This is a genomic window from Zoogloea sp. GW822-FHT05C07, assembly GCF_058800215.1.
Window position 1 is genome coordinate 4,645,935 of the sequence record NZ_CM179510.1, and the last position, 22,871, is coordinate 4,668,805.

Sequence of the window (22,871 nt, forward strand, 5' to 3'; positions counted from 1 at the left end):
CACCATCTGTTTATTAGTGTAGAGGCCGGGGGAGAAAGTTCCTGCGGCATTTCGTTTCTGGATGTAAGTACTTGAGATCTTTATGAGCCCAGTTCAGTCTGTATTTCCGGCAATCCGGATGCGTCGCATGCGCAGGGATGAGTTCTCCCGTCGGCTCATGCGCGAGCATCGCTTGTCCGCCGACGATTTGATCTACCCGGTTTTTGTTCTGGAGGGGCAGGGCATCACTCAGCAGGTGGCATCGATGCCCGGTGTGGCGCGCATGTCGCTCGACAATCTCCTGCGTGTTGCCGAAGAGGCTGTTCAGCTGGGTGTGCCGGCACTGGCATTGTTCCCCGTGGTCGAGGACGACAAGAAGAGCCTGGGCGCGGAGGAGGCCTTTAACCCGGATGGCCTGGTGCCCCGCGTCGTCGGCGAGCTGAAGCGTCGTTTCCCCGAACTGGGCGTGATCACCGACGTGGCCCTCGACCCGTACACGGTTCATGGGCAGGATGGTCTCATCGACGCGAACGGCTACGTGCTCAACGACGAGACGCTGGAGGTGCTCGCCCGCCAGGCGCTGTGCCACTCCCAGGCCGGGGCCGATGTGGTTGCGCCGTCGGACATGATGGATGGCCGGATCGCCCGTATCCGTGCCGAACTGGATGGCGCGCAGCAGATCTACACGCGCATCCTGGCGTACTCGGCCAAGTACGCGTCGAGCTTCTACGGGCCGTTCCGTGATGCGGTCGGTTCGGCGGGCAATCTGGGCAAGGGCAACAAATACACCTACCAGATGGATCCGGCCAATTCCGACGAAGCCATCCGTGAAGTGGCCCTCGATATCGCCGAAGGCGCCGACATGTTCATGGTCAAGCCCGGCATGCCTTACCTGGATATCGTGCGGCGCGTGAAGACCGAGTTGAAGGTGCCGACCTACGCTTATCAGGTGAGCGGTGAGTACGCGATGCTGAAGGCAGCGGCAGCCAATGGCTGGCTGGACGAGAAGGCTTGCGCGATGGAGTCCCTGCTGGCCTTCAAGCGGGCCGGTGCCGACGGCATCCTGACCTATTACGCGCTGGATGCGGCGCGCTGGCTGAAAGAGAACCAGTAAGCGCCGGACCCTGATGCCGGAGGGCGTCAGCTCTCCGGCATCAGGGTCCGGGCGCCTTCGAAGCGTTCTGCGAAGTAGCGGTTGTCGAGACGATCGACCCGGACCTTTCCCTTGCTGCTGGGCGCATGGATGAACTTGCCGTCGCCGAGATAGATGCCCATGTGGGAATACGAACGGCCAAGGGTGTTGAAGAACACCAGGTCGCCGGGCTGGATTGCGCCGGATGAAATGGGCCGCGTACGTTCGGCGATACCGGCGGCGTTGTAAGGTAGCCTGCGCCCGCTGACCTGTTCGACGATGTAGCTGACCATGCCGCTGCAGTCGAGCCCGGCGGACGGGTTCTTGCCTCCGAAGCGGTAGCCGGTGTCGAGCAGCCCCAACGCGTAGAGCACGACTTCCTGGGCATCCCCGGACTGGGAAAGGGTGATCCAGTTGCGATTTGCCGACGATGGCCGGGAGTAAGGCGAGGACGAATCCAGCGGCCGCTGCGGCGCCTGGCTGCAGCCTGCGAGCAGGGCCAGCGCGAGGAGCAGGGCGGGGTATGCCCGTTCAGGCGGTGAGGCGAAAGGTAACCGGGCCATTGTTGACTAGGGATACGCGCATGTCGGCCCCGAACTCGCCGGTCTCCACGCAAGCATGGCGGCTGCGGGCCAGGGTCACGACTGCATTGAAAAGTTCTTCGGCGACGTCGGGTGCGGCGGCGGGCGTGAAGCTCGGGCGGGTTCCCTTGGCCGTGTCGGCCGCCAGCGTGAATTGGGATACGAGCAGCAGGCCGCCTCCGGTGTCCACCAGAGAGCAGTTCATCCGTCCGTCGTCGTCGGGAAAGACGCGATAGCCCAGCAGGCGTTCCACCATCCGACCGACGTTGGCCGACGTATCGGTTTTTTCCACGGCGATCAGGGCGAGCAGCCCCGGGCCGATCGTTCCGACGGTACGTTCTTCCACGGTCACGCGGGCTTCGAGAACGCGTTGAATCAGCGCGATCATTCCAGCAGTTCGATCTGCCCGTTGACGGACACGCTGACCGCGCTGTCGCCGGCCTCGATGGGCGTGGGCACGGCTTCGGCGGCCATCATGCTGGCGCTGCGGGCGAGCGGCATGATGGACTTCTGCTGGATGCCGCCGGTGTTGACCGAGACGTGCTTGATCTTCCACTTCTTGTTGAGGCTGGCGGCGACCAGTTTCGCACGGGCTTCGAAGGCGGTGAGGGCATCCACGATGGCCTGCTCCTCGATCTTCTTCCAGGTCTCGGCCGACGGGGCTGCATTCAGCCCGCCGATGACCATGCTTTGCTGGAGCTTGCCGAGCAGTTCCGACAGGGCTGCGGAATCATTGGACTCGAGGAGCAGCGTCGAGCGCATCCGCCAAGCCTCGATATTACGCACGTTCTTGCCATAGACCGGGTAGGTCATGTTGCCGCCGGTACGCACCTTCACTGCCGGATAGTTGCGGGCCGACTGTAGCGCCTGTGCGACGACCGAATTCACCTTGCGGGCGAGTTCAGCGGGGCTGGTCTCGGTGGTTTCGTAATAGACCTGGGCCCGGAACTGGTCGTTGGGGGCAGGGCGGCTCGCCTCGACCGAGATATCTGCCGTCGGCAAGGCGGGGGGCGCTGTTCCGTCGGCTGCCTGCGCCGTGGCAGTAGCGAGAAGCAGGGCCACGCCTGCGGAAAGGAAATGCTTTATGCGCACGGGCATATTCTCCGGCCATGACTGGATGGTAAGAAATTCTGCCTATTTCGCCACAGGCCGCCGCGATTGGCAAAGCCCATGTGCCCGTTCAGCGCCGACAACGGTGCAGAGTGTCGCTGAAAAGCACAGGGCTCGCACGTCAGTTGTGCGGTAGAGGCGCCACCAGTTGCCGGTAGGCGTGCCAGGTGGCATGTCCGACGATGGGCATCAGGACGACGAGGCCGAGGTGAAAGCTCAGGAAGCCCAGGATGGTCAGGCTGACGATCAGTGCGGCCCAGATGAGCAGCGGGAGCGGATTGAGGGTCAAAGCCCGGATGCTGGCGATCATCGAGGTGACGGCGTCCTGGTTGCGGTCGAGCATCAGCGGAATGGACACCACGCTGACCGCGAACACCAGCAAGGCGAAGATGAGGCCGACGCCAAAGTAGACCAGCAGGAAGTCGAGATTCTCGAAGGACAGCACCTGACCGAGAAAGCCGGACAGATTCGGGAGCTCCTGCGTGTAGAAGATGGCGAAAATGACGAGGGAGGCGCGCGCCCAGATCAGAAAGATGACAGTCAGTACCGCGGCAAAGACGGCCAGGTTGCCAGCATTGCGGCGCCATACCATCAGCGTCGGGGTCAGCGCGCATTGCTCGCCGAGTTCCCGGCGCCGCGACAGTTCATAGAGCCCCATCGCAAAAAACGGGGCGAGGAGCAGGAAGCCGGTGGAGACCGCGGAGGTGTATTGGTAGGCATGCTCGAAGACGAAAGTCAGCAGCAAGCCCATGGCCGCGAAGCAGAAGCCGTAGAACAGGCTGGCGACAGGGCAGGCCTTGAGATCGCTGAAACCCTGTGCGATCCACTGGAACGGTGCGCCAGCACCGATAGTGCGTAAAGTGGGAAAGGGCAGCGCGGCGGCCTGTTCCTCGTCCGGGGGGATGTCGTGCTGAGCCATGCTTTGTCTCCGTTATGGTTATTGGAACTCAATGGCCTGCCGCTACACCGGATCAGTTCATGTCGGGGGCTATCCGGTTGCGTGGGAAGAATTGACGAAGCGCCACAAGGCATCGAGCACCTGGCCGGGGGCTTCGGACATCATCGCGTGGCCGGCGTCGGGCAGCACGACCCGGGTGAGCTCGGTGCTTTTGTCGAAAGCCGCGGCGAGCGGTGCGATGGCCTTGGGGGGCGTCATCCGGTCCTGGGCTGAGCTTAGCAGCAGGGTTGGGCAGCGAACCCGTGCGGCAGCGTCGAAGCCCGCGCTATACGCATTGCACGCGGCCATGTCGGTATGCAGCACGCGCGGCGCTTGGCGCTGCATCAGGCGTTCGTTGAGCGCGGTGAGGTTCATGCCAGGAATACTGCTCGCGCCGATCTGGCTGCTTGGTGCGAAAGACCACTGGTTGATCAGTGCATGGGCCTTGTCCCGGTTCGACAGCGTGGCATCCAGCAGGGCGGGAGCCACCGGCATCGGGGCGACGGCGCCGACAAGGGCCAGTCGGCTCACCAGTTGGGGAGCCGTGGCGGCCAATTGCAGCGCGATCAGCGCACCCATACTGTGACCGACAACGACGGGACGTTCGGTACCGAGCTTGTGCGCCAAGGCCAGGATCCACTGGGCCAGGCCCTCGATGCTGTCCACCGCGGGACCGCTGGAGCGACCATGGCCGGGCAGGTCCGGGGCAATGACATTCCAGCCGTGGTGGGCAAAGTAGCGGGTCTGCAGCGTCCATACGCTGTGGTCGTGCCCGGCGCCGTGAATGAACAGCGCGGTGGGACGCTCGCGCTCCAGGCGCTGGCCGCCGGTGTAGCAGAAGGTGATGTGGTCGGTCAGGTGACCGGACAGGTTGAGTCTCATGCGTGCTTCCGGAATCAGGCCAGGGCTTTCTGGACGGCGTACAGCGCACGGTCCACATCTTCGATCAGGTCGGACACACTTTCCAGACCGACGGAGAGGCGGATCGTTCCTTCGGTGATGCCCGCCGACAGCAGCGCATTGCGCGACATGCGGAAATGCGTGGTGCTGGCCGGATGAATGGCGAGGGACTTGGCATCACCCACATTGGCCAGGTGGGAAAACACCCGGAGCGCTTCGATGAACGCCGCCCCCGCCTTGCGCCCGCCCTTGAGGCTGAAGCTGAACACGCCGCCACAACCTTTCGGCAGCAGCCTTGCGGCCAGTTTGTGATCGGGATGGCTGTCGAGTTCGGGCCAGGAGACGGACTCCACCAGCGGCTGGGCGACGAGATGGGAGACCAGCGCCCGTGCGTTGGCCACGTGGCGCTCCATCCGCAGGCCCAGGGTTTCCATGCCCTGCAGGATCTGGAAGGCGTTCATCGGCGACAGGCAGGCTCCGAAATCGCGCAGGCCTTCGCGCCGGGCGCGCAGCAGGAACGCGGCGATGGGGGATTCCTCGGCGAAGTCCATGCCGTGGAAGCCTTCATAGGGTTCGGTGAGCGTCGGGAAATGGCCGCCGGAGGCTTCCCAGTCGAAGTTGCCGCCATCGACCAGCAGGCCGCCGATGGCAACGCCGTGGCCGCCGAGGAACTTGGTGGCGGAGTGCACGACCAGGTTGGCGCCGAGATCCAGCGGACATTGCAGCATCGGCGTGACCAGCGTGGCATCCACCAGCAGCGGAATGCGCGCGTCACGGGCGATCTGTGCCAGCTCGGGGATGTCGAGCACTTCCAGGCCCGGGTTGCCGATCGCTTCGCCGAACAGCAGGCGGGTTTCCGGACGGATGGCCGCCCGCCAGCCCTGATGGTCGCCGGGAGCGACGAAGGTGGTTTCAATGCCGAAGCGGGGCAGCGTGTAGGCCAGCAGGTTGTTGGAGCCACCATACAGCGCGCGGGATGCAACGATGTGGCCACCGCTGCCCATCAGTGTGGTGATGGCCAGCAGCAGCGCGGCCTGGCCGCTTGCGCAGGCAATCGCGCCGACACCGCCGTCGAGGGCGGCGATGCGCTCTTCCAGCACCGCGTTGGTGGGGTTGGAAATGCGCGAATACACATGTCCGGCCCGCTCCTGGTTGAACAGCGATGCGGCGTGCTCGCTGTCCTCGAAGACGTAGCTGGTGGTGAAGTGGATCGGTGTGGCCCGGGAATGATGGACGGGGTCGGGCGTCTGGCCAGCGTGCAGGGCGAGCGTGTCGGCCCCGGCATTGCGGTGGATGGACATGCGGTATCTATTCTGGAATGGGAGGGCTGGCTTCAGGCCAGTTCGTCCGGGTCGATCAGGCGCTGGATGATGGCAATCCGGTCCTTGACCAGCAGTTTGCGTTTCTTTAAGCGGCGCAACAGAAGTTCGTCGCCCGGCGGGGGCGCCGACGAAATCTGGGAGATGACGGCGTCGAGGTCTCGATGCTCGGTGGTCAGGGTGGCCAGCCGGGATGTGAGGCTGGTGACGTCGGCGCTGGGTTCGTTGCTGTCGTTCATGCCTGGTCTGAATGAGGTAAGGGCACGGCTGCGAGCGGGTTTCGGTGGAATCTTAGGCGCGGGGGGCAGGAAATACAACGGCGTTGGGGAACTTGAAGTACCGGAATGTGTTCCCATCTTCAGTAGCACGATGCCCAAAAGGCAAAACCTAGCTATCGGGAGGCCTGTCATGAACGTGGTACTCAACAATCCTGTCCTGTATGTGGTCGATTACCCCAACCTCGATGCGGTCGAGGTGATCGACAAGCGGCGCGGCGTCGGAGCCTTGTTCCGTGACGAGGCGGCCCAGCGCTTTCGCCGCGAACTGCGCGATGTGGCGTCGTCGGCCACCGAAATGAACGATTTCGAAGCCTGGATCGCCGACTACGGTTCGCTGATGACCCAGCCGGCGATTTACCACTGACGCGTTCCTGATGCGGGACGGGGCGGTAGGAGTCGCTTGCCAGTCGGGCAGGCGGCTCCTACTATTGCCCACCGTTTTGTTTCCGGAGTGTTTCAGGGTGAATAAGGCCTTCGTCAAGGAAAGCGACCAGGACGAGGACGACGAGTCCGCCCCCGGTGTGCCCAGCCTGCCGCCCGGTACCCGCAACTACATGACCCGCAACGGTTTCGAGCGGCTCAAGGCCGAGCTCGATGAACTCGTTCGCGATGAGCGCCCCAAGCTGGTCGAGACGGTGCGCTGGGCCGCGTCCAACGGCGATCGTTCGGAGAACGGCGATTACATCTACGGCAAGAAGCGCCTGCGGGAGATCGACCGCCGCATCCGCTTCCTGATCAAGCGCCTGGAGGGCGCCACGGTGGTTACGCCGTCCGAGCAGGAGAATACCGAGCAGGTCTTCTTCGGCGCGACCGTCACCGTCTGCGATGTGGACGGGGGGGACGACGAGCAGACCTACCAGATTGTCGGTGTGGACGAGGCGAATGCCTCCGAAGGCCGGATCAGCTGGATTGCGCCGCTATCCCGTGCCTTGCTGAAGGCCCGGGAAGGGGATGTGGTGCGTTTCGCCAGCCCGGCGGGCGTGCGGGAAATCGAAGTGGTGGAAATCCGTTACGAGTGAGACAGGCGTTGCTGCTGTCAGCGTGAAGGCGCTGGCCGCAGCGCTGCCTACGCCATCTGCCTGATGCGCGGGCGGCGGACAATGGCCGGGCTGCGCGGGAGCGTGAAGAAAACCGTCGTGCCGGCACCTGGCGCCGACTCGGCCCAGATCGTCCCGCCGTGGCGTTCGATGATACGGCGTACGCTGGCCAGGCCGATCCCCGAACCTTCGAAACCGCCCCGCGCATGCAGTTGCTGGAAGGGTTCGAAGAGCTTGCCGGCATGGGCCATGTCGAAGCCGATCCCGTTGTCGGTCACGTAGAAGAGTTGTTCCTCCCCGTGGGGGCGGCCGCCGACCTGGATGATCGCTGGGTGGCTGTCGCGGGAGAACTTCCAGGCGTTGCCGAGCAGGTTCTGCAAGGCATTGCGGATCAGCGTCGGATCGGCGTCGATGCTGAGTGCGTCTTCCACATGGAACTGCACCAGGCGCTCGGGTGTGGTGGTGGCCAGTTCATCGAGAATCTCCCGCGCAATGGCGCTCACGTCGGTCGGTGCGATCTTCAGCGCCTGCCGCGACACGCTGGCAAGTTTCAGTAGCGCGTCGATGAGTTCCCCCATCCGCAGACTGGCCTTGGCGAGGCGGGCGATGTAGTCGCGGCCCGTCGCGTCGAGGCGTTCGCCGTAATCCTCGGCCAGCGCGTGGGCAAAGCCGTTGATCGCGCGCAGTGGCGCCCGCAGATCATGGGAGATCGAATAGCTGAAGCTCAGCAGCTCCCGGTTGGACTGCTCCAGTTCTTCGGTGCGCTGGCGTACCCGTTCCTCCAGCGACGCGTTCAATTCGGCAAGCGCTTCGCGTTCGGCGTCGCGCAGGCTGGCCACGCGGTGCAGGCTGAAAGCCAGCGCGCCGAGGAGGGCCAGCATCAGGCCCGCCGCGGCCACGATGTAGCGCCGATGGGCGTAGAAGTCGGCCAGCGCGACCTCGACCGGCCGGCTTGCCGCGATGATCAGCGGGCGGTCGGCCAGGCGGCGGTAGGCGCGGATGCTGTCGACCGGGTCCGTGTCGCTGGCGCCGGTCAGCACCAGGCTGCGGGCGTCGGCGGGCGTGCCGGGTACCGATGGCCACGAGGCCGCGGTGCCGATCAGGGCGTCGTTTTGCGGGTGGTGGATCAGCACGACCTGCCGGCTGGCGTGGATCACGAGGATCGTGTCCCGGTCGGACAGCCCTAGCTCCCGGTATACCGCCCCGAAATAGGCATGGCTGATGGCCGCACCGGCTGTGCCGAGGTATTTGCCAGCCGCATCGAAGATCTGGCGGGTCAGCGGGGTGCTGACGCGGCTGCCGACTTGGTGATGCCCTGGGCTGCCGATATCGAAGCCATCCTTCAGGACGGGCGGCATGCTTGGCTTGTCCGGCGCCGCGCCATCCTGTTCGGTGGGTTCCGGCTCGCGGGCATCGGCGGCAAGGCGTCCATCCTCGCGCTCGACGAACAGGGTCTCGGCTTCCGGAAGGTGGGGCGCGCGTTGCTGCAGCAAGGCCTGCAGCTCTCCCTGGCCGAAGGCATCGATGCCGCCGCGCAGCGCAACCAGGCCGGCAATCTCATTGACGGCGCCTTCTGCCTCGCCGAAGGTGCGCGCGATGTGTTCCTCCAGTACGCGGGTCAGGCTCAGCAGCTCGGACTCCGAGCGCCGCAGCACCTGGTCGTGGTCATAACGGATGAGTGAAGTGGTGACGCCGACGATAAGGGCGGCGAGCAGCGCAAAGGCGATCCAGATGGCCAGCCGCAGCCAGCGCAGCGAACTTGCCGCGATGGGGGGATCTGCCCGGGACGCTGCGGGCTGCGACGACGAAAGCGCTGAGGCGGGCAATCGGGAGTGTTCCATGCGTTGGCAGGGACTTGAAAGTCAGCGGGGCATACCCATATGGGGATCGTTAACGGTTCTTATGGAGCAAGCTTTATGACTGTCGATACGTCCGCGCAAACCTTGAACTTCCAGGCTGAGGTCAAGCAACTACTGCACCTCATGATCCACTCGTTGTATTCGAACCGGGAGATCTTCCTGCGGGAGCTGGTTTCGAATGCCTCCGATGCCTGTGACAAGCTGCGTTTCGAAGCCCTCGAGAACGGCGGGCTGTTCGAGAGCGACGCCGAGTTGAAGATCCGCGTGGGCTACGACAAGGTGGCCCGCACGCTGACCATCACCGACAACGGCATCGGCATGAGCCGCGACGAAGTGGTGACCAACCTGGGCACCATCGCCAAGTCCGGCACCAAGGAGTTCTTCGGCAAGCTGACCGGCGACCAGAAGAAGGATGCTCACCTGATCGGCCAGTTCGGCGTCGGCTTCTACTCCGCTTTCATCGTGGCCGACAAGGTCACCGTGCGCACCCGCCGTGCCGGCCTGGCGGCCGACGCCGCAGTGCAATGGACCTGTTCGATGACCGGCGACACCGCCGGCGAATACACCGTCGAAGCCGTCGAGAAGGCCGGCCGCGGCACCGAGATCACCCTGCACCTGCGTGATGACCAGGACGACCTGCTGTCCAGCTGGAAGCTGCGTTCGATCATCCAGAAGTACTCCGACCACATCCTGCAGCCCATCGTGATGAAGAAGGAGCAGTGGGACGAGGAGAAGAAGGAACAGGTCCTCACCGACGAAGACGAGACCGTCAACAAGGCCAACGCCCTGTGGGCGCGCGCCAAGTCGGACATCACCGACGAGGAATACACCGAGTTCTACAAGCACGTCGGCCACGACTACGAAGAGCCGCTGGCTTGGACCCACGCCAAGGTCGAAGGCCGCCACGAATACACCCAGCTGCTCTACGTGCCGGGCCACGCGCCCTTCGACATGTGGGATCGCCAGGCCCGCCACGGCGTCAAGCTTTACGTGCGCCGCGTCTTCATCATGGACGATGCCGAGAAGCTGATGCCCATGTACCTGCGCTTCGTGCGCGGGGTGGTGGACTCCAACGACCTGCCGCTCAACGTGTCCCGCGAGATCCTGCAGGAATCCAAGGACATCGATACCCTGCGCGCCGGTTGTACCAAGAAGGTGCTGAGCCTGCTCGAAGACCTCGCCGAGAACCAGAAGGAAAAGTACGTCACCTTCTGGAAAGAGTTCGGCCAGGTGCTGAAGGAAGGCGTCGGCGAGGATCACGCCAACAAGGAGAAGATCGCCGGCCTGCTGCGCTTCGCCTCCACCAATGCCGACACCACCGAGGAAGTCGTCTCGCTGGCCGATTACATCAGCCGCATGAAGGAAGGTCAGGACAAGATCTATTACGTCACCGCCGACAGCTTCAACGCCGCCAAGAACAGCCCGCACCTGGAAATCTTCCGCAAGAAGGGCATCGAAGTGCTGCTGCTGTCCAACCGTGTGGACGAATGGGTGGTTGGCAACCTGACCGAGTTCGACGGCAAGCAACTGGCGTCCGTCGCCAAGGGCGGCCTCGACCTGGGCAAGCTGGAAGACGAAGCCGAGAAGGCCGCCGTCGAGAAGGAAACCGGTGAGCTGAAGGACCTGCTCGACAAGATGAAGAGCAGCCTCGGCGACAAGGTAAAGGAAGTCCGCGTCACGCATCGCCTGACCGACTCCCCCGCCTGCCTGGTGGCCGACGAGCACGACATGGGGATGAACCTGGCCCGCCTGATGAAGGCGGCCGGCCAGAACATGCCGATTTCCAAGCCGATCCTTGAGATCAACCCGGCCCACCCGGTGGTGCTGCGTCTCAAGTATGAGGACAAGCAGTTCGAGGACTGGGCCGCGGTGCTGTTCGACCAGGCCCTGCTGGCTGAAGGCGGCACGCTGGACGATCCGGCGAGCTTCGTGAAGCGCATCAACCAGCTGATGCTGGCGATGAACGCTGCGTGAGTTGTGGGGCGGAATCGTTCCGCTCGCGGACGGGGGCTGAATACGTGAAGGGCGACTGAGTTCGCTCTCATGGCGGCAGCCTCCGACTGCTTCATCAAAAAAATGGCGGGCCTCGCGGCTCGCCATTTTTCTTGCCCGAAACAAATGCGCGTGGTCTCAGCGCACCAACAGCAGCGAGGTCTTCGCCAGCCGGGTCAGGTTCTCGGCGACGCTGCCGACCAGCAGGCGGTCCATGCCATGGCGGCCATGGGTGCCGGCGACGATCAGGTCGGCGCCCCAGTTTCGGGCTGCGTCGACGATCTGCTCGGCGGTGCGCTTATTGTCCGATTCGATCAGCAGCCGTTCGGCCGTGACGCCCTCGGCGTTGGCTCTGGCCACCGCTTCGTCAAGCACCGGGAGGGCGACCTGGCGCATCTCGTCCTTGATCTTGTCGGCGTCGATGTAGGTGCCGATGCCCATTGCGTGCTGGACCAGCGGCGCCTCGTCGAGGGCGTGGGCGACGCACAGCGTGGCGCCGGTGAGCCGGGCCAGCTGCAGGGCTTCGTCGAGGGCCTTGCGGGCGGTGTCGCTGCTGTCGATGGCAACCAGAATGCGCTTGTACATGAAGACTCTCCCGATTACTTGATGACGAGGGCGCTGAACGGCCAGACATAGGCCTGCAGCGTCACGAAGATACCCACCAGGCAAGCCAGCGCGATGGAGTGGAAGAACACGTAGCGCAGGATGTCGCCCTCATGGTTGAACCAGCGCGTGGCGGTGGACGCCACCACGATGGACTGGGCATCCACCATCTTGCCCATCACGCCGCCGGCGCTGTTGGCTGCGCCCATCAGGTTGGGGCTGAGGCCGAGCTGTTCGGCAGCGACCTTCTGCATGCCGCCGAACAGCACGTTGGAGGCTGTGTCGGAACCCGTCAGCGCGACGCCGAGCCAGCCCATCAGGGTGCCGAAGAAGGGGTACAGCACGCCGGTGGAGGCGAAGGCCAGGCCCAGCGTGGTGTCGAGGCCGGAATAGCGGGTCAGTGTGCCGAGGGCCAGCATCAGCACGATGGTGATCAGTGAGTAGCGGACCAGCCAGATCGTCTTGCCGTAGGTGCGCAGCAGGGTCAGCGGGTTGTACTTCATCGCAAGGCCGCCGACGATCGCTGCTACGAAGATGCCGGTACCGGTGGCTGACAGCAGCCCGAAGACGTACTCGGCGCCTTCCTTGGTCGGCGTGGTAACGACCGGCGGCACCTTCTCGACCAGCTTGTGCAGGCCTTCGATGGGGAACTTCGGCGCGTAGATGCCGTTGAAGTAGGCCTTGACCACGGGCAGGCCCCAGATGAAGACGAACACGGTCAGGATGAACCAGGGCATCCATGCGCGCATCACGTCGCCAGTGGCATGGCGGGCGATGGCGGTGGTTGGAGCGGCCTTGCCTCCGTCTTCCTCATGGCCGCGCAGGGAGGTTGTGCGCCAGATCTCGGCGGGCTGCCAGACCTTCATGAACAGCACGAGGCTGATCATCGAGCACATCGCCGCGATGACATCCACCAGCTCCGGACCGAAGAAGTTGGAGACGATGAACTGCGGGATTGCAAAGGTGACGCCCGCGACCAGGATGGCCGGCCAGATCTGCAGCATGCCCTTGCGCCCGGCAAAGGCCCAGATCAGCCAGAACGGCACCAGCACCGAGAAGAACGGCAGCTGGCGGCCGACCATCGCCGACACGGCCATCACGTCGTAGTTGTGGACCTTGGCCAGCGTGATGATCGGCGTGCCGAGGGCACCGTAGGCCACCGGCGCGGTGTTGGCGATCAGGGACAGGCCGGAGGCGGCCAGCGGCGAGAAGCCGAGGCCGATCAGGATCGCCGCGGTCACCGCCACCGGCGTGCCGAAGCCGGCCGCGCCCTCGAAGAAGGCGCCGAAGGCGAAGGCGATCAGCAGCAGTTGCAGGCGCCGGTCCTCGGTGATGCCGGCGATGGAGTCCTGAAGGATCTTGAACGACCCGTTCTGCTCGGTGAGCTGGTGCAGGAAGATGATGTTGAGCACGATCCAGCCGATCGGCAGCAGGCCAGTGAGGCCGCCCAGGAAGGCCGCCTTGCCGGCCATCTCGGCCGGCATTCCGTAAGCGAAGACCGCGATCAGCAGTGCGCTGGCCAGGCCGGCCGCCGCTGCAATGTGGGCCTTCAGGTGCAGGAAGCCGAGTCCGATCAGCATGACCGCTACCGGGATTGCAGCGACCAGCGTACTCAGCAGCATGCTGCCGAGCGGGTCGTACGTCTGTTGCCAAACCATGGTTTTGTCTCCTCTTTTTGGTGTGGTGCTGCGGGTGCTGCAAGTCCGGCCGGACTCCGGCGGGCGGGGTAGCCGCCGGGTTCGGGTTCAGGGCATGGCGTCCTCGATGATCTCGATCCAGTGGCGGACCTCGGTGCGTCCGGCGCCATCCAGGTGCATCTGGCAGCCGATGTTGGCGGTGGCGATCAGTTGCGGCTTGCCGCTTTCCAGTGCGTCCATCTTGCGGTCGCGCAGCTGGCGGGAGAGCTCGGGCTGGGTGATCGAGTAGGTGCCGGCGGAACCGCAGCACAGGTGGCCGTCGGGCACCGCGGTGAGCGCGAAGCCGACGCGCCGCAGCACGCCCTCCACGGCACCGCCGAGTTTCTGGGCGTGCTGCAGCGTGCATGGGCAGTGGAAGGCGAGGCGCTTGTCGGCCTGTACGCCGAGCATTTCCAGCGGTTCGCGGCTGAGCACTTCGACCAGATCCTTGGCCAGTGCGCTGATCCGCGCGGCCTTGTCCCGGTAGGCCGGGTCGTCGCGCAGCAGGAAGGCGTATTCCTTCACGAAGGCGCCGCAGCCGCTGGCGGTCTGCACGATCGCCTCGGCGCCGCCTTCGACGGCCGGCCACCAGGCATCGATGTTGCGGCGGGCCCGGTCGAGGCCGGCGTCCTGGGCGTTGAGGTGGTAATCCACGGCGCCGCAGCAGCCGGCTTCCGGCGCGGGCTGGATGGAGATACCCAGGCGGTCGAGGATGCGTGCCGCGGCGGCGTTGGTGTTGGGCGACACGCCGGGCTGCACGCAGCCTTCAAGCATCAGCACTACGCGGCTCTGGCGTGCGGTGGGGCGGGGCTTGGGTGCGTAGCGGTGGCGCGGCAGTTTGTCCGCCAGCGCGGCGGGCAGCAAGGGGCGCAGCACCGAGGCGATGCCGAGGGCGGTGCTGACGCGCCCCGGGTTGGGGACGACCGCACGCAGCGCCAGGTTGCGCAGGCGTTCGCCGGTGCTGCGCGGCACCAGTTCCTCGACGGCGGCGCGGCCGATGTCGAGCAGCTTGTGGTACTGCACACCGGACGGGCAGGTGGTTTCGCAGTTGCGGCAGGTGAGGCATCGGTCCAGGTGCGTGCGGGTGCTCTCGCTGACTTCGCCGGTCTCGAGCATCTGCTTCATCAGGTAGATGCGGCCGCGGGGCCCGTCCAGCTCGTTGCCGAGGATCTGGTAGGTGGGACAGGTGGCGTTGCAGAAGCCGCAATGCACGCAGGTGCGCAGCACGCTTTCGGCCACTTCGGCCCCGTAGCGGTGACGGGCCGCTTCGCTCAGGTTGGTTTGCATGGCGTGTCTGGTCTGGAGAGGGGAGGGCGCGGGGGCGTTTACAGCCCGGCGTACATGCGGCCGGGGTTGAAGACGCCCTGCGGGTCGAGCTGGGCCTTGAGCTGGCGGTGATAGCGCATCAGCGCACCGGGCAGCAGCGGCAGCGGGCCGTCGGTGATGTCGGGCGTGTAGCAGTCGGCGTGGCCGCCGGCCGATTCGGCGAGGGCGCGCAGTTTCACGGCGTCGGCCGTCGACTTGAGCCACACCTGGGCGCCACCCCAGTCGATCAGCGCGTCGCCGGGCAGGTCCACCGGCGTGCGGTTGTTGCCCACCGCCAGACGCCACAGGGGGCGCGGGTCCTTGAAGAAACCGAGCTGGTGGTTGCGCAGGCCGTCCCAGAAATCCGCCGATACTTCTTCACCGCCGAGCAGTGCGCGGGCGGCCTTAACGGAACTCTCGCCGCCTTCCAGGCGCAGCAGCGTGGTGCCGCCGTCTTGGCAGGCGCCGCTGATTGGCAGGGACTGCTGTCCCCATTCGGCGAACTTGCGCAGGGCACGCGGGCGATCCATCTCGAGGCGCAGCGTGAGGCTGGCTCGGGGCTTGGGCAGGACTTTGAAGGACACTTCGGTGATCAGGCCGAGGCAGCCGAGGGTGCCCGTCATCAGCCGGGAGACGTCGTAGCCGGCCACATTCTTGATGACCTCGCCACCGAAGCGCAGGTGCTTGCCATGGCCGGTGATGATGCGGCAGCCGAGCACGAAGTCGCGCACCGAGCCGACCCACGGGCGGCGCGGGCCGGACAGGCCGGCCGCGACCATGCCGCCGACGGTGGCGCTGCCGGTGAAGTCCGGCGCCTCGCAGGGCAGCATCTGGCCGGCGGCGTCGAGGGCGGCGTTGAGTTCGGCCAGCGGTGTGCCGGCGCGGGCGGTGATGACCAGTTCGGCAGGGTCGTAATTGACGATGCCCCGGTGGCCGCGGACGTCCAGCGGTACACCATCCACCTTGCGGCCGTAAAAGGCCTTGCTGCCACCTCCGGTGATGGAGAGCGGCGTGCCGGCAGCCAGCGCCGCCTGAACCTGGGACAGTAAGGCGTCGCCCTGGTCGGCGTCGTGGGGGTGCTCGCTCATCAGAAACGCTCCAGTTCAGGGAAGGGCAGGTGGCCGTGGTGGACGTGCATCGCACCGAATTCGGCGCAGCGGTGCAGGGTCGGGATGTTCTTGCCGGGGTTGAGGAGGCCGGCCGGGTCGAAGGCGGCCTTCACGGCGTGGAAGAAGGTCAGCTCGTCGCTGTTGAACTGCACGCACATCTGGTTGATCTTCTCGCGGCCGACGCCGTGCTCGCCGGTGATGGTGCCGCCTACCGCCACGCACAGTTCGAGGATCTTGCCGCCGAGGGCTTCGGCCCGCTCGAATTCGCCGGGCTGGTTAGCATCGAAGAGGATCAGCGGGTGCATGTTGCCGTCGCCGGCGTGGAACACATTGGCGACCCGCAGCCCGTACTCGACGGACAGGTCGGCGGTGCCCTTCAGCACGGCCGGCAGCTGCTTGCGCGGGATGGTGCCGTCCATGCAGTAGTAGTCCGGCGACATGCGGCCGACGGCCGGGAAGGCGTTCTTGCGGCCGGCCCAGAAGCGGATGCGCTCGGCCTCGTCCCGCGCCAGTTGTACGTCGGTGGCGCCGGCGGCGTTGAGCACCGCGCGTACGCGCTCGATGTCGTCCTGCACGTCGGCCTCGACGCCGTCGAGTTCGCACAGCAGGATGGCTTCGGCATCCACCGGGTAGCCGGCGTGGATGAAGTCCTCGGCGGCCCGGATGGCCAGCTTGTCCATCATTTCGAGGCCGCCCGGGATGATGCCGGCGGAGATGATGTCGGCCACCGCCTTGCCAGCCTTTTCGATGGAATCGAAGCTGGCCATCAGCACACGAGCCACCTGTGGTTTGGGCAGCAGCTTGACGGTGACTTCGGTGACCACGCCGAGCAGGCCTTCGGAGCCGGTGAACAGCGCCAGCAGGTCGAAGCCGGCTGCGTCCAGCGCGTCGGCGCCGAGGGTCACGTGTTCGCCTTCAATGGTCAGCGCTTCGACCTTCAGCAGGTTGTGCACGGTGAGGCCGTACTTGAGGCAATGCACGCCACCGGCGTTCTCGGCCACGTTGCCGCCGATGGAGCAGGCGATCTGCGACGACGGGTCCGGCGCGTAGTAGAGGCCGAAGGGCTCGGCGGCCTGGGAGATGGCCAGGTTGCGCACGCCGGGCTGGACGCGGGCGAAGCGGCCTTCCGGATTCACTTCGAGGATGCGGTTGAAGCGCGCCATCACCAGCAGCACGCCCTGTTCCAGCGGCAGCGCACCGCCGGACAGGCCGGTGCCGGCGCCGCGGGCGACCACCGGCACGTGCATGCGGTGGCACAGCTTGAGCAAGGTTTCCACTTGATCGATGCGCTCGGGCAGCACGACCAGCAGCGGCGTGGTGCGGTAGGCCGCGAGGCCGTCGCATTCGAAGGGCTTGAGGTCTTCGCGGGTGTGCAGAATCTCCAGATCGGGCACGGCGGTGCGCATCGCGGCCAGCAGTTCGGCGCGGTCCACATGGTGGAGCTCGCCGTCGATCTTTTCGTCGTAGAGGATGTTCATGGCTGCGGGCCCAGAAGGTTCCGGTTGGGTTTGGCGCTCGTTCGGGGCCTTGGCACGGCCCGGCCGAGTGCTCGGAATGGCCGATACTAGGTTTCGAAGACACTGAAAACAAAGCACTTTTCAAGTGGTCGTACCAGTATTTTCGAATACATGTTTTCCCTTATTGAAAGATAAAACCTTTGAATTCAATGTGATCGGACCGTCAGAAGGGACTTGCCGCAGTGTCCGAATCAACTGGTAGGACCACCTTGAAAAGCCGCTCCAGCGCTCCGTTCCAGGCCACCGCGCGCAAGCAGGTGGCCGACGTGGTCGCCGAGCGGATCGAGCGGCTGATCATCGACGGCATCCTGAAGGTGGGGGAGGTGTTGCCGTCGGAGCGGCGGCTGTGCGAGAAACTCGGCACTTCGCGGACGGCTCTGCGGGAAGGGCTGCGGGTGCTGCGCGGGCTGGGCATCATCGAGACCCGCCATGGCAGCGGGTCCTATGTGGCGCCGCTGTCCTCCGACCGGGACATGTCGCCGCTGATGCATCTGTTCAGTTCCCAGCCACGCACGCTGTACGACCTGCTGGAGGTGCGGGCCATTCTGGAGAGCGAGGCGGCGCGTCTGGCCGCCCAGCGCGGCACGCCGTCGGATTTTCTGCTCATCCGGCGGCGCTATGAGGAGCTACAGAGCCTGCAAGGGCAGGGGGAGGGTGTGACGCTGGAGGAACACGCCCGTGCCGACCACGCCTTTCACCGGGCGATCAACGACGCGTCCCACAACCCGGTGCTGGTGCACACACTACAGTCCCTGTCGGACCTGATGCTCAGCAGCGTGCTGGCATCGGTGAGCAATCTCTACCATCGCCCCGCCCACAAGCGCGTGCTGGACCGCCACCACGAGCGCATCTACCGGGCGGTGCTGGACAGGGATTCGGAAAAGGCCTGCCGCGTGGCCTGCGAGCACATCAACAGCCTGCGCGATACCTTTCTCGAGATCGAGCAGGAGGAGCAGCACCTCGTGCGGGCCTCGATGCGGCTGGGGGCGGACCGCTAGGCAGCGATCCGCCGGCGTGCGTGGGGCGCTGCTCAGCGCCCGGCGGTCAGGCTGCCTGCGGGGTCAGCAGTTCGCACAGCATGTCCACGTGGGTGCTGCGCACCTCGCGGAGCTGCATCGGTATGACCGCGGCCGAGGAGAGCTGCTGGAATAGTTGGTGGATGACCGGCGACAGGATCAGCCAGGGATGGTGGACCACCGTGCTGTCCCGGCACAGGCCGCGTTCGACGCAGCGGCGCAGCAGGCTGCCCAGTTGCACGTGCAGGTTGTCCACGGTGTTCTGCCGCCACAGGGTCACGATGTCGGGCAGGCGGTGGCCTTCGGTCAGCAGCAAGCGGGCGGTGGCGCGCAGAGTAGGGTCGCCCAGGTGGGTATGCAACTGGTCCACCAGCTGTTCGATGAGGCTGCGGATGTCGGTGGCGGATTCCAGCAGCGCGTCCACGTCCAGCGTCGGAGCCGTCAACGAACGGCGCAGCAGCGCTTCGAAGACCGCGTCCTTGCCTGAGAAGTGGGCGTAGAAGCCGCCCTTGGAAAGGCCTGCCCGGTTGGCGATGTCGTCGACGCGCGTGGCGCTATAGCCGTGGGCCGAAAACTCGGCCAGGGCTGCATCGAGGATCAGGGGGATTCGGGTGGCGGGGGTGAGGCGCTTGCGCGGATGGCTGGCGCCGGTGTCGTTACTGGGTGTGTTGCCGGTGGGCATGTCGCTGGGCCCGGATAAAATTTGATGGACCCATAAAGATAACCGATGTGCCCCTCAACTGCCACCTGCTTTATGGCGTATGCCTAAAAACTTTTTGGTCGGTGGATGTGGCGGGACGTGCTGAGATGTGCAGAGCACAAATCGACGCACCCGCCCTGATGGATCAGGCGGTGCGGCGAAGCCGGACTCAGGCGGCGATCAGCAGCTGCGGGTAGTTGGAGTCGGCAGCACTGCTGCAGGCGGAGGCACAGGCCTGCTCCACGGCGCCGTCGAGACACTGCTTGGCGCACTGGGCGCAACGTCCACATTCCTCGGTCACGCCAAGCTGCTGCCGCAGATCGCGCAGACGCCGCGCGCCGCCCTGAACGGCGGTTTCGATGTGCTTTTCAGTAACGGCACGACAGATGCAAACGTACATTGTCTTCTTTCCTTCACACCCGGATTGAGGGCTTGCTCAGACGATCGGATAAAGGCGCAACACCAGACTGGCTGCCGCAACACACCCCGCAAGCCCGACGCACAACAGGGCTGCAAGGCCGGTGGCAGACAGCGGGCGCTGGCCAGTGGGTTCGGTCCAGTGGCCGGGAAGGCCGTCGCGGTGGCGGAGTCGGGCAGATGTCGTCATTTGGTCAGTATCAGTTTGCCGGCACGTGTAGCTCGAAGTGCATAAATCATGCCTTCATGCTCGATGAACACGCAGCTACGGTCGTTGAAGAGATCCTTGCTCCGGATCGGCACCTCGAACTGGCCGACATCGGCTTCGAGGGCTGCGTCGCAGGACGATTGCTGGGCCGGAGTGCTAAGGTTTTCCACTTGGACACGAATGCTAATGAGAACGGTTCCTATTAAATATCTGAGAATCGTTTTCGTCAACAGGCTTGTGAAGAAAGTCTGCATCACGCCGTTTCGGTGTTGCTTCGAGGACAGCGGGCATGCCTTTCCGGGCCGTGGTCGTCGGCTGTTTCGGCGGCGGAACGCGGCGGCGGGGTAGAATCCAGCCCCTTCTGCAGTCTTGCCTACTTATTTGCACCATGCCGCTGATCACCCTCGATGATGCCTGCCTCGCCTTCGGCCACGTTGCCTTGCTCGACAAGGCCAGTTTCCAGCTCGACCCCGGCGAGCGGGTCGCGCTGATCGGCCGCAACGGCAGCGGTAAATCAAGCCTGTTGAAGGCGCTGGCCGGGCAGGCCATGCTGGACGATGGGCGCCTGTGGCGGCAGCCGGGGGCGCGGATCGCCTACGTGCCCCAGGAGGCGGACTTTTCGCTGGAGCGCACGGTGTTCGAGACCGTGGCCGATGGCCTGGGCGACGTGGCCCGCCTGCTGGTGGAGTATCACGAGGCCATGCTGGCGGTGGCCGACGATGCCAGCGAGACCAACCTGGCGCGGCTCGAAGAGCTCCAGCACCGCGTCGAGGATGCCCAGGCCTGGCGCCTGGAGCAGCGTGTCGAACAGGTCCTGGCCCAGCTCAAGCTGTCGGGCGAGGCGGTCGTCGGCAGCCTGTCGGGTGGCGGCATCAAGCGCGTGGCACTGGCCCGCGCGCTGGTCGGCGAGCCGGAAATGCTGCTGCTCGATGAGCCGACCAACCACCTGGATATCGACGGCATCCTGTGGCTCGAAGAGCTGATTCGCGATTTTCCGGGCGCGGTGGTGGTCATCACCCACGACCGGGTCTTCCTGAACCACGTGGCGACGCGCATCGTCGAGCTGGATCGCGGCATCCTGAGCAGCTTTCCCGGCCGCTTCAGCGACTACCAGGCGCGCAAGGCCGATCAGCTGGACGCGGAAGACAAAGCCAATGCCCGCTTCGACAAGCTGCTGGCGCAGGAAGAAGTGTGGATTCGCAAGGGCGTCGAAGCGCGACGGACCCGCAACGAAGGCCGTGTGCGGCGCCTGGAAGCCCTGCGCCGCGAGCGCAGTGCCCGCCGTGACCGTTTTGGCAACGTCAAGCTGGCGCTGGACCGCGGGGAGAGCAGCGGCCAGCTGGTGGCCGAGCTGACCCATGTGAACAAGAGCTTCGGCGAGCGGCAGATTGTCCGCGATTTCTCCACGCGCATCCTGCGCGGCGACCGCATCGGCCTGATCGGCCCCAACGGCGCCGGCAAGACCACGCTGCTGAAGCTAATCCTCGGTGAGCTCGAAGCGGACGAAGGCACGATCAAGCGCGGCACGCGCCAGACGGTGGCCTATTTCGACCAGCTGCGCGCGCAGCTCGATCCCGAGGCGCCGCTGACCGAAGTCATCAGCCCGGGCTCCGACTACGTGGAAATCGCCGGTCACCGCACCCACGTCATCGGTTACCTGGAAGACTTCCTGTTCTCGCCGCAACGGGCCCGTTCGCCGGTCAAGTCCCTGTCCGGCGGTGAGCGCAACCGCCTGCTGCTGGCGCGCCTGTTCGCCCGTCCGGCCAACGTGCTGGTGCTCGACGAGCCGACCAACGACCTGGACATCGAAACTCTCGATCTGCTCGAAGACCTGCTGGCCCAGTACGACGGCACCGTCTTCCTGGTCAGCCACGACCGGGCCTTCCTCGACAACGTGGTGACGCAGGTGATCGCCGCGGAAGGCAACGGCAACTGGAAGGAATACGCCGGCGGCTATGAGGACTGGCTGCGCGTGCGCCCCGTTCCCGAGGCCACCAAGCCCGCCGCCGCGCCCAAGCCGGTTCAGGCGAAGAAGGAAGAACCCAAGCCGCAGGCAGCGAAGCCGGTCAAACTGAGCTGGAAGGAACAGCGGGAGCTGGAAGCCTTGCCGGACCGCATCGCGGCACTGGAGGAAGAGCAGGGCACCATCCAGGCCCGCCTCAACGATCCCGCCACCTACCGGGATGCTCCGCAGGAAGTGCCGGCCCTCAACACCCGCCTGCAGGCGCTGGAAGGGGAGATCGAGGCGGCCATGCTGCGCTGGGAAGAGCTGGAGTCGCGCGGCACCGGCAAGTAAAACCGTTCAGAGGGGCGGCGGCATCGCCCCCTGGGCGTCGCCGCCGGCGGCAAGCAGGGGCTCGACGGCTTCGTGCGGCACCGACAGGCGGCTGAGCAGCGTCTCCCGGTTGATGTGCAGCAGCTCGGTGATCGCGCTGAGGTCATCGGGAATGGCCGGGTCGTCCCAGCCGAGCCCGGTGTGCCGAGCCAGGCTGTTGGCCAGTTGAACGGTACGCACCCGCGGATTCCCGATCTGCCGCTCGTCCAGCATGGACACCAGCAGTTCCGGCAGTCGCCAGTGATGGACCAGGGCCAGCTGCAGCTCCCGCGCCGAGAAGTTGAAGATCGACTTCTGGGCGGACGCGGAGCGCAGGCTCCGGTCGATGTGCTGCATCTCGTACACCTGGTAGGTCAGCTTTGGCGCCAGGCTCCAGCACAGGATCTCCGTGACCTCCGACAGCAGGGCCGCCACGGTGATCTCGTCCACGTCCAGGTCGTGGCGGACGATGGCCCAGTCGCGCGCGTAGCGAGCGGCGCGGCGGGCCCGGCTGATCACCTTGAGCACGCCGACGAGGGCCTTTGGCGACGATGCGAGCTGGTCTTCGATGGTCGGCAGATCCGAGAACTGGCGCAGGAAGGGCGAGATGCCCATCATCATGATCGCCCGCTCGACGGTGGTGATGTCGTGATTCTGCCGGGCGCGCCGGTTCTCTTCGATATGGATCAGGACGTGCAGCGTCATCATCGGATCGCTCAGCACCAGTGCGGCGACCGTGCGGCCGTTGATGTGATCCTCCCGGCCGCGCATCGCCTGCAGCTCCTTGACCGTGTGCTTGAGGACGGGCAAGGGCTGCTGGCTGAAGAACGCGATGTAGGCGTCCAGGGTCTCGAAGGGGACGTTGATCAGGGCCATGTCGGT

At 65.4% G+C, this 22,871-nt stretch carries 23 protein-coding genes; 6 read left to right on the forward strand and 17 right to left on the reverse strand.

The window, feature by feature from the left end; all coding sequences use genetic code 11:
• Positions 1 to 127: 127 nt before the first annotated feature.
• Positions 128 to 1,093 (forward strand): porphobilinogen synthase, encoded by a 966-nt coding sequence (hemB, locus tag AC3QL2_RS21410; protein ID WP_493232340.1) that lies wholly within the window; start codon positions 128 to 130, stop codon positions 1,091 to 1,093.
• A gap of 26 nt (positions 1,094 to 1,119) precedes the next feature.
• Here hemB and AC3QL2_RS21415 read toward each other — a convergent pair whose 3' ends face one another.
• The 7 genes from AC3QL2_RS21415 to AC3QL2_RS21445 form a co-directional block, all read right to left on the reverse strand.
• Positions 1,120 to 1,674 carry a C40 family peptidase gene (locus AC3QL2_RS21415; protein ID WP_493232341.1) on the reverse strand — a complete coding sequence of 185 codons (555 nt, stop codon included), beginning with the start codon at positions 1,672 to 1,674 and terminating at the stop codon, positions 1,120 to 1,122.
• Complete coding sequence (gene dtd, locus AC3QL2_RS21420) at positions 1,643 to 2,080, reverse strand: D-aminoacyl-tRNA deacylase (protein ID WP_493232342.1); 438 nt, start codon at positions 2,078 to 2,080, stop codon at positions 1,643 to 1,645. Before dtd ends, AC3QL2_RS21415 begins: the two co-directional genes overlap by 32 nt.
• Positions 2,077 to 2,784, reverse strand: coding sequence for an SIMPL domain-containing protein (locus tag AC3QL2_RS21425; RefSeq protein ID WP_493232343.1), 708 nt, complete (start codon positions 2,782 to 2,784; stop codon positions 2,077 to 2,079). The genes dtd and AC3QL2_RS21425 overlap by 4 nt, the downstream gene beginning before the upstream one ends.
• A 139-nt stretch (positions 2,785 to 2,923) precedes the next feature.
• Positions 2,924 to 3,721 carry a DUF2189 domain-containing protein gene (locus AC3QL2_RS21430; protein ID WP_493232344.1) on the reverse strand — a complete coding sequence of 266 codons (798 nt, stop codon included), beginning with the start codon at positions 3,719 to 3,721 and terminating at the stop codon, positions 2,924 to 2,926.
• Between the two features lie 69 nt (positions 3,722 to 3,790).
• Complete coding sequence (locus tag AC3QL2_RS21435; RefSeq protein ID WP_493232345.1) at positions 3,791 to 4,621, reverse strand: alpha/beta fold hydrolase; 831 nt, start codon at positions 4,619 to 4,621, stop codon at positions 3,791 to 3,793.
• A 14-nt stretch (positions 4,622 to 4,635) separates the two neighbouring features.
• Positions 4,636 to 5,940, reverse strand: coding sequence for an O-acetylhomoserine aminocarboxypropyltransferase (locus tag AC3QL2_RS21440; protein WP_493232346.1), 1,305 nt, complete (start codon positions 5,938 to 5,940; stop codon positions 4,636 to 4,638).
• A 32-nt stretch (positions 5,941 to 5,972) separates the two neighbouring features.
• Positions 5,973 to 6,197, reverse strand: a complete 225-nt coding sequence (locus AC3QL2_RS21445; protein WP_493232347.1) for a DUF465 domain-containing protein — start codon at positions 6,195 to 6,197, stop codon at positions 5,973 to 5,975.
• A gap of 169 nt (positions 6,198 to 6,366) precedes the next feature.
• Between AC3QL2_RS21445 and AC3QL2_RS21450 the strand changes: the two genes are divergently transcribed.
• Both AC3QL2_RS21450 and greB read left to right on the forward strand, forming a co-directional pair.
• Positions 6,367 to 6,600, forward strand: a complete 234-nt coding sequence (locus tag AC3QL2_RS21450) for a DUF3567 family protein (RefSeq protein WP_493232348.1) — start codon at positions 6,367 to 6,369, stop codon at positions 6,598 to 6,600.
• 97 nt (positions 6,601 to 6,697) lie between these two features.
• Positions 6,698 to 7,255 carry a transcription elongation factor GreB gene (greB, locus tag AC3QL2_RS21455; RefSeq protein WP_493232349.1) on the forward strand — a complete coding sequence of 186 codons (558 nt, stop codon included), beginning with the start codon at positions 6,698 to 6,700 and terminating at the stop codon, positions 7,253 to 7,255.
• A gap of 47 nt (positions 7,256 to 7,302) precedes the next feature.
• Here greB and AC3QL2_RS21460 read toward each other — a convergent pair whose 3' ends face one another.
• Positions 7,303 to 9,099: an ATP-binding protein gene (locus AC3QL2_RS21460; protein WP_493232350.1), complete on the reverse strand. Its 1,797-nt coding sequence runs from the start codon at positions 9,097 to 9,099 to the stop codon at positions 7,303 to 7,305.
• 90 nt (positions 9,100 to 9,189) lie between these two features.
• Here AC3QL2_RS21460 and htpG point away from each other — a divergent pair, with 90 nt between their 5' ends.
• Positions 9,190 to 11,106, forward strand: a complete 1,917-nt coding sequence (htpG, locus tag AC3QL2_RS21465; protein WP_493232351.1) for a molecular chaperone HtpG — start codon at positions 9,190 to 9,192, stop codon at positions 11,104 to 11,106.
• Between the two features lie 156 nt (positions 11,107 to 11,262).
• On the opposite strand, the gene AC3QL2_RS21470 is transcribed toward htpG, so the two are convergent.
• From AC3QL2_RS21470 to glcD, 5 genes are all read right to left on the reverse strand, one after another.
• A complete protein-coding gene (locus tag AC3QL2_RS21470) occupies positions 11,263 to 11,709 on the reverse strand; it encodes a universal stress protein (protein ID WP_493232352.1) in 447 nt (148 codons plus the stop codon).
• Between the two features lie 14 nt (positions 11,710 to 11,723).
• Positions 11,724 to 13,385: an L-lactate permease gene (locus AC3QL2_RS21475; protein ID WP_493232353.1), complete on the reverse strand. Its 1,662-nt coding sequence runs from the start codon at positions 13,383 to 13,385 to the stop codon at positions 11,724 to 11,726.
• A gap of 87 nt (positions 13,386 to 13,472) precedes the next feature.
• Complete coding sequence (glcF, locus tag AC3QL2_RS21480) at positions 13,473 to 14,690, reverse strand: glycolate oxidase subunit GlcF (protein WP_493232354.1); 1,218 nt, start codon at positions 14,688 to 14,690, stop codon at positions 13,473 to 13,475.
• A 38-nt stretch (positions 14,691 to 14,728) separates the two neighbouring features.
• Entirely contained in the window at positions 14,729 to 15,796 is a 1,068-nt protein-coding gene (gene glcE, locus AC3QL2_RS21485) for a glycolate oxidase subunit GlcE (protein WP_493232355.1), read from the reverse strand.
• Positions 15,796 to 17,295 (reverse strand): glycolate oxidase subunit GlcD, encoded by a 1,500-nt coding sequence (glcD, locus tag AC3QL2_RS21490; protein ID WP_493232356.1) that lies wholly within the window; start codon positions 17,293 to 17,295, stop codon positions 15,796 to 15,798. The genes glcE and glcD overlap by 1 nt, the downstream gene beginning before the upstream one ends.
• A 248-nt stretch (positions 17,296 to 17,543) precedes the next feature.
• On the opposite strand from glcD, the gene glcC reads away from it, so the two are divergent.
• Entirely contained in the window at positions 17,544 to 18,332 is a 789-nt protein-coding gene (gene glcC / locus AC3QL2_RS21495) for a transcriptional regulator GlcC (protein WP_493232357.1), read from the forward strand.
• Positions 18,333 to 18,378: 46 nt separating this feature from the next.
• Here glcC and AC3QL2_RS21500 read toward each other — a convergent pair whose 3' ends face one another.
• The 3 genes from AC3QL2_RS21500 to hemP form a co-directional block, all read right to left on the reverse strand.
• Complete coding sequence (locus AC3QL2_RS21500) at positions 18,379 to 19,032, reverse strand: TetR/AcrR family transcriptional regulator (protein WP_493232358.1); 654 nt, start codon at positions 19,030 to 19,032, stop codon at positions 18,379 to 18,381.
• A 187-nt stretch (positions 19,033 to 19,219) separates the two neighbouring features.
• A complete protein-coding gene (locus AC3QL2_RS21505) occupies positions 19,220 to 19,450 on the reverse strand; it encodes a (2Fe-2S)-binding protein (RefSeq protein WP_493232359.1) in 231 nt (76 codons plus the stop codon).
• A 203-nt stretch (positions 19,451 to 19,653) separates the two neighbouring features.
• On the reverse strand, positions 19,654 to 19,929 hold the full coding sequence (gene hemP, locus AC3QL2_RS21510; protein ID WP_493232360.1) for a hemin uptake protein HemP: 276 nt from the start codon (positions 19,927 to 19,929) through the stop codon (positions 19,654 to 19,656).
• 134 nt (positions 19,930 to 20,063) lie between these two features.
• Between hemP and AC3QL2_RS21515 the strand changes: the two genes are divergently transcribed.
• On the forward strand, positions 20,064 to 21,971 hold the full coding sequence (locus AC3QL2_RS21515) for an ATP-binding cassette domain-containing protein (RefSeq protein WP_493232361.1): 1,908 nt from the start codon (positions 20,064 to 20,066) through the stop codon (positions 21,969 to 21,971).
• Between the two features lie 6 nt (positions 21,972 to 21,977).
• Here the strand turns inward: AC3QL2_RS21515 and AC3QL2_RS21520 are convergent, their stop codons facing one another.
• The gene (locus AC3QL2_RS21520; RefSeq protein WP_493232362.1) at positions 21,978 to 22,865 is read right to left on the reverse strand and encodes an HDOD domain-containing protein; all 888 of its coding nucleotides are present in this window, start codon (positions 22,863 to 22,865) and stop codon (positions 21,978 to 21,980) included.
• Positions 22,866 to 22,871: the final 6 nt, after the last annotated feature.

Coding starts and splice junctions, on each gene's coding strand:
- hemB (WP_493232340.1), top strand. CDS start 128: ATGCGCAGGGATGAGTTCTCCCGTCGGCTCATGCGCGAGCATCGCTTG.
- AC3QL2_RS21415 (WP_493232341.1), bottom strand. CDS start 1,674: ATGGCCCGGTTACCTTTCGCCTCACCGCCTGAACGGGCATACCCCGCC.
- dtd (WP_493232342.1), bottom strand. CDS start 2,080: ATGATCGCGCTGATTCAACGCGTTCTCGAAGCCCGCGTGACCGTGGAA.
- AC3QL2_RS21430 (WP_493232344.1), bottom strand. CDS start 3,721: ATGGCTCAGCACGACATCCCCCCGGACGAGGAACAGGCCGCCGCGCTG.
- AC3QL2_RS21435 (WP_493232345.1), bottom strand. CDS start 4,621: ATGAGACTCAACCTGTCCGGTCACCTGACCGACCACATCACCTTCTGC.
- AC3QL2_RS21440 (WP_493232346.1), bottom strand. CDS start 5,940: ATGTCCATCCACCGCAATGCCGGGGCCGACACGCTCGCCCTGCACGCT.
- AC3QL2_RS21445 (WP_493232347.1), bottom strand. CDS start 6,197: ATGAACGACAGCAACGAACCCAGCGCCGACGTCACCAGCCTCACATCC.
- AC3QL2_RS21450 (WP_493232348.1), top strand. CDS start 6,367: ATGAACGTGGTACTCAACAATCCTGTCCTGTATGTGGTCGATTACCCC.
- htpG (WP_493232351.1), top strand. CDS start 9,190: ATGACTGTCGATACGTCCGCGCAAACCTTGAACTTCCAGGCTGAGGTC.
- AC3QL2_RS21470 (WP_493232352.1), bottom strand. CDS start 11,709: ATGTACAAGCGCATTCTGGTTGCCATCGACAGCAGCGACACCGCCCGC.
- AC3QL2_RS21475 (WP_493232353.1), bottom strand. CDS start 13,385: ATGGTTTGGCAACAGACGTACGACCCGCTCGGCAGCATGCTGCTGAGT.
- glcF (WP_493232354.1), bottom strand. CDS start 14,690: ATGCAAACCAACCTGAGCGAAGCGGCCCGTCACCGCTACGGGGCCGAA.
- glcE (WP_493232355.1), bottom strand. CDS start 15,796: ATGAGCGAGCACCCCCACGACGCCGACCAGGGCGACGCCTTACTGTCC.
- glcD (WP_493232356.1), bottom strand. CDS start 17,295: ATGAACATCCTCTACGACGAAAAGATCGACGGCGAGCTCCACCATGTG.
- AC3QL2_RS21500 (WP_493232358.1), bottom strand. CDS start 19,032: ATGCCCACCGGCAACACACCCAGTAACGACACCGGCGCCAGCCATCCG.
- AC3QL2_RS21505 (WP_493232359.1), bottom strand. CDS start 19,450: ATGTACGTTTGCATCTGTCGTGCCGTTACTGAAAAGCACATCGAAACC.
- hemP (WP_493232360.1), bottom strand. CDS start 19,929: ATGCAGACTTTCTTCACAAGCCTGTTGACGAAAACGATTCTCAGATAT.
- AC3QL2_RS21515 (WP_493232361.1), top strand. CDS start 20,064: ATGCCGCTGATCACCCTCGATGATGCCTGCCTCGCCTTCGGCCACGTT.
- AC3QL2_RS21520 (WP_493232362.1), bottom strand. CDS start 22,865: ATGGCCCTGATCAACGTCCCCTTCGAGACCCTGGACGCCTACATCGCG.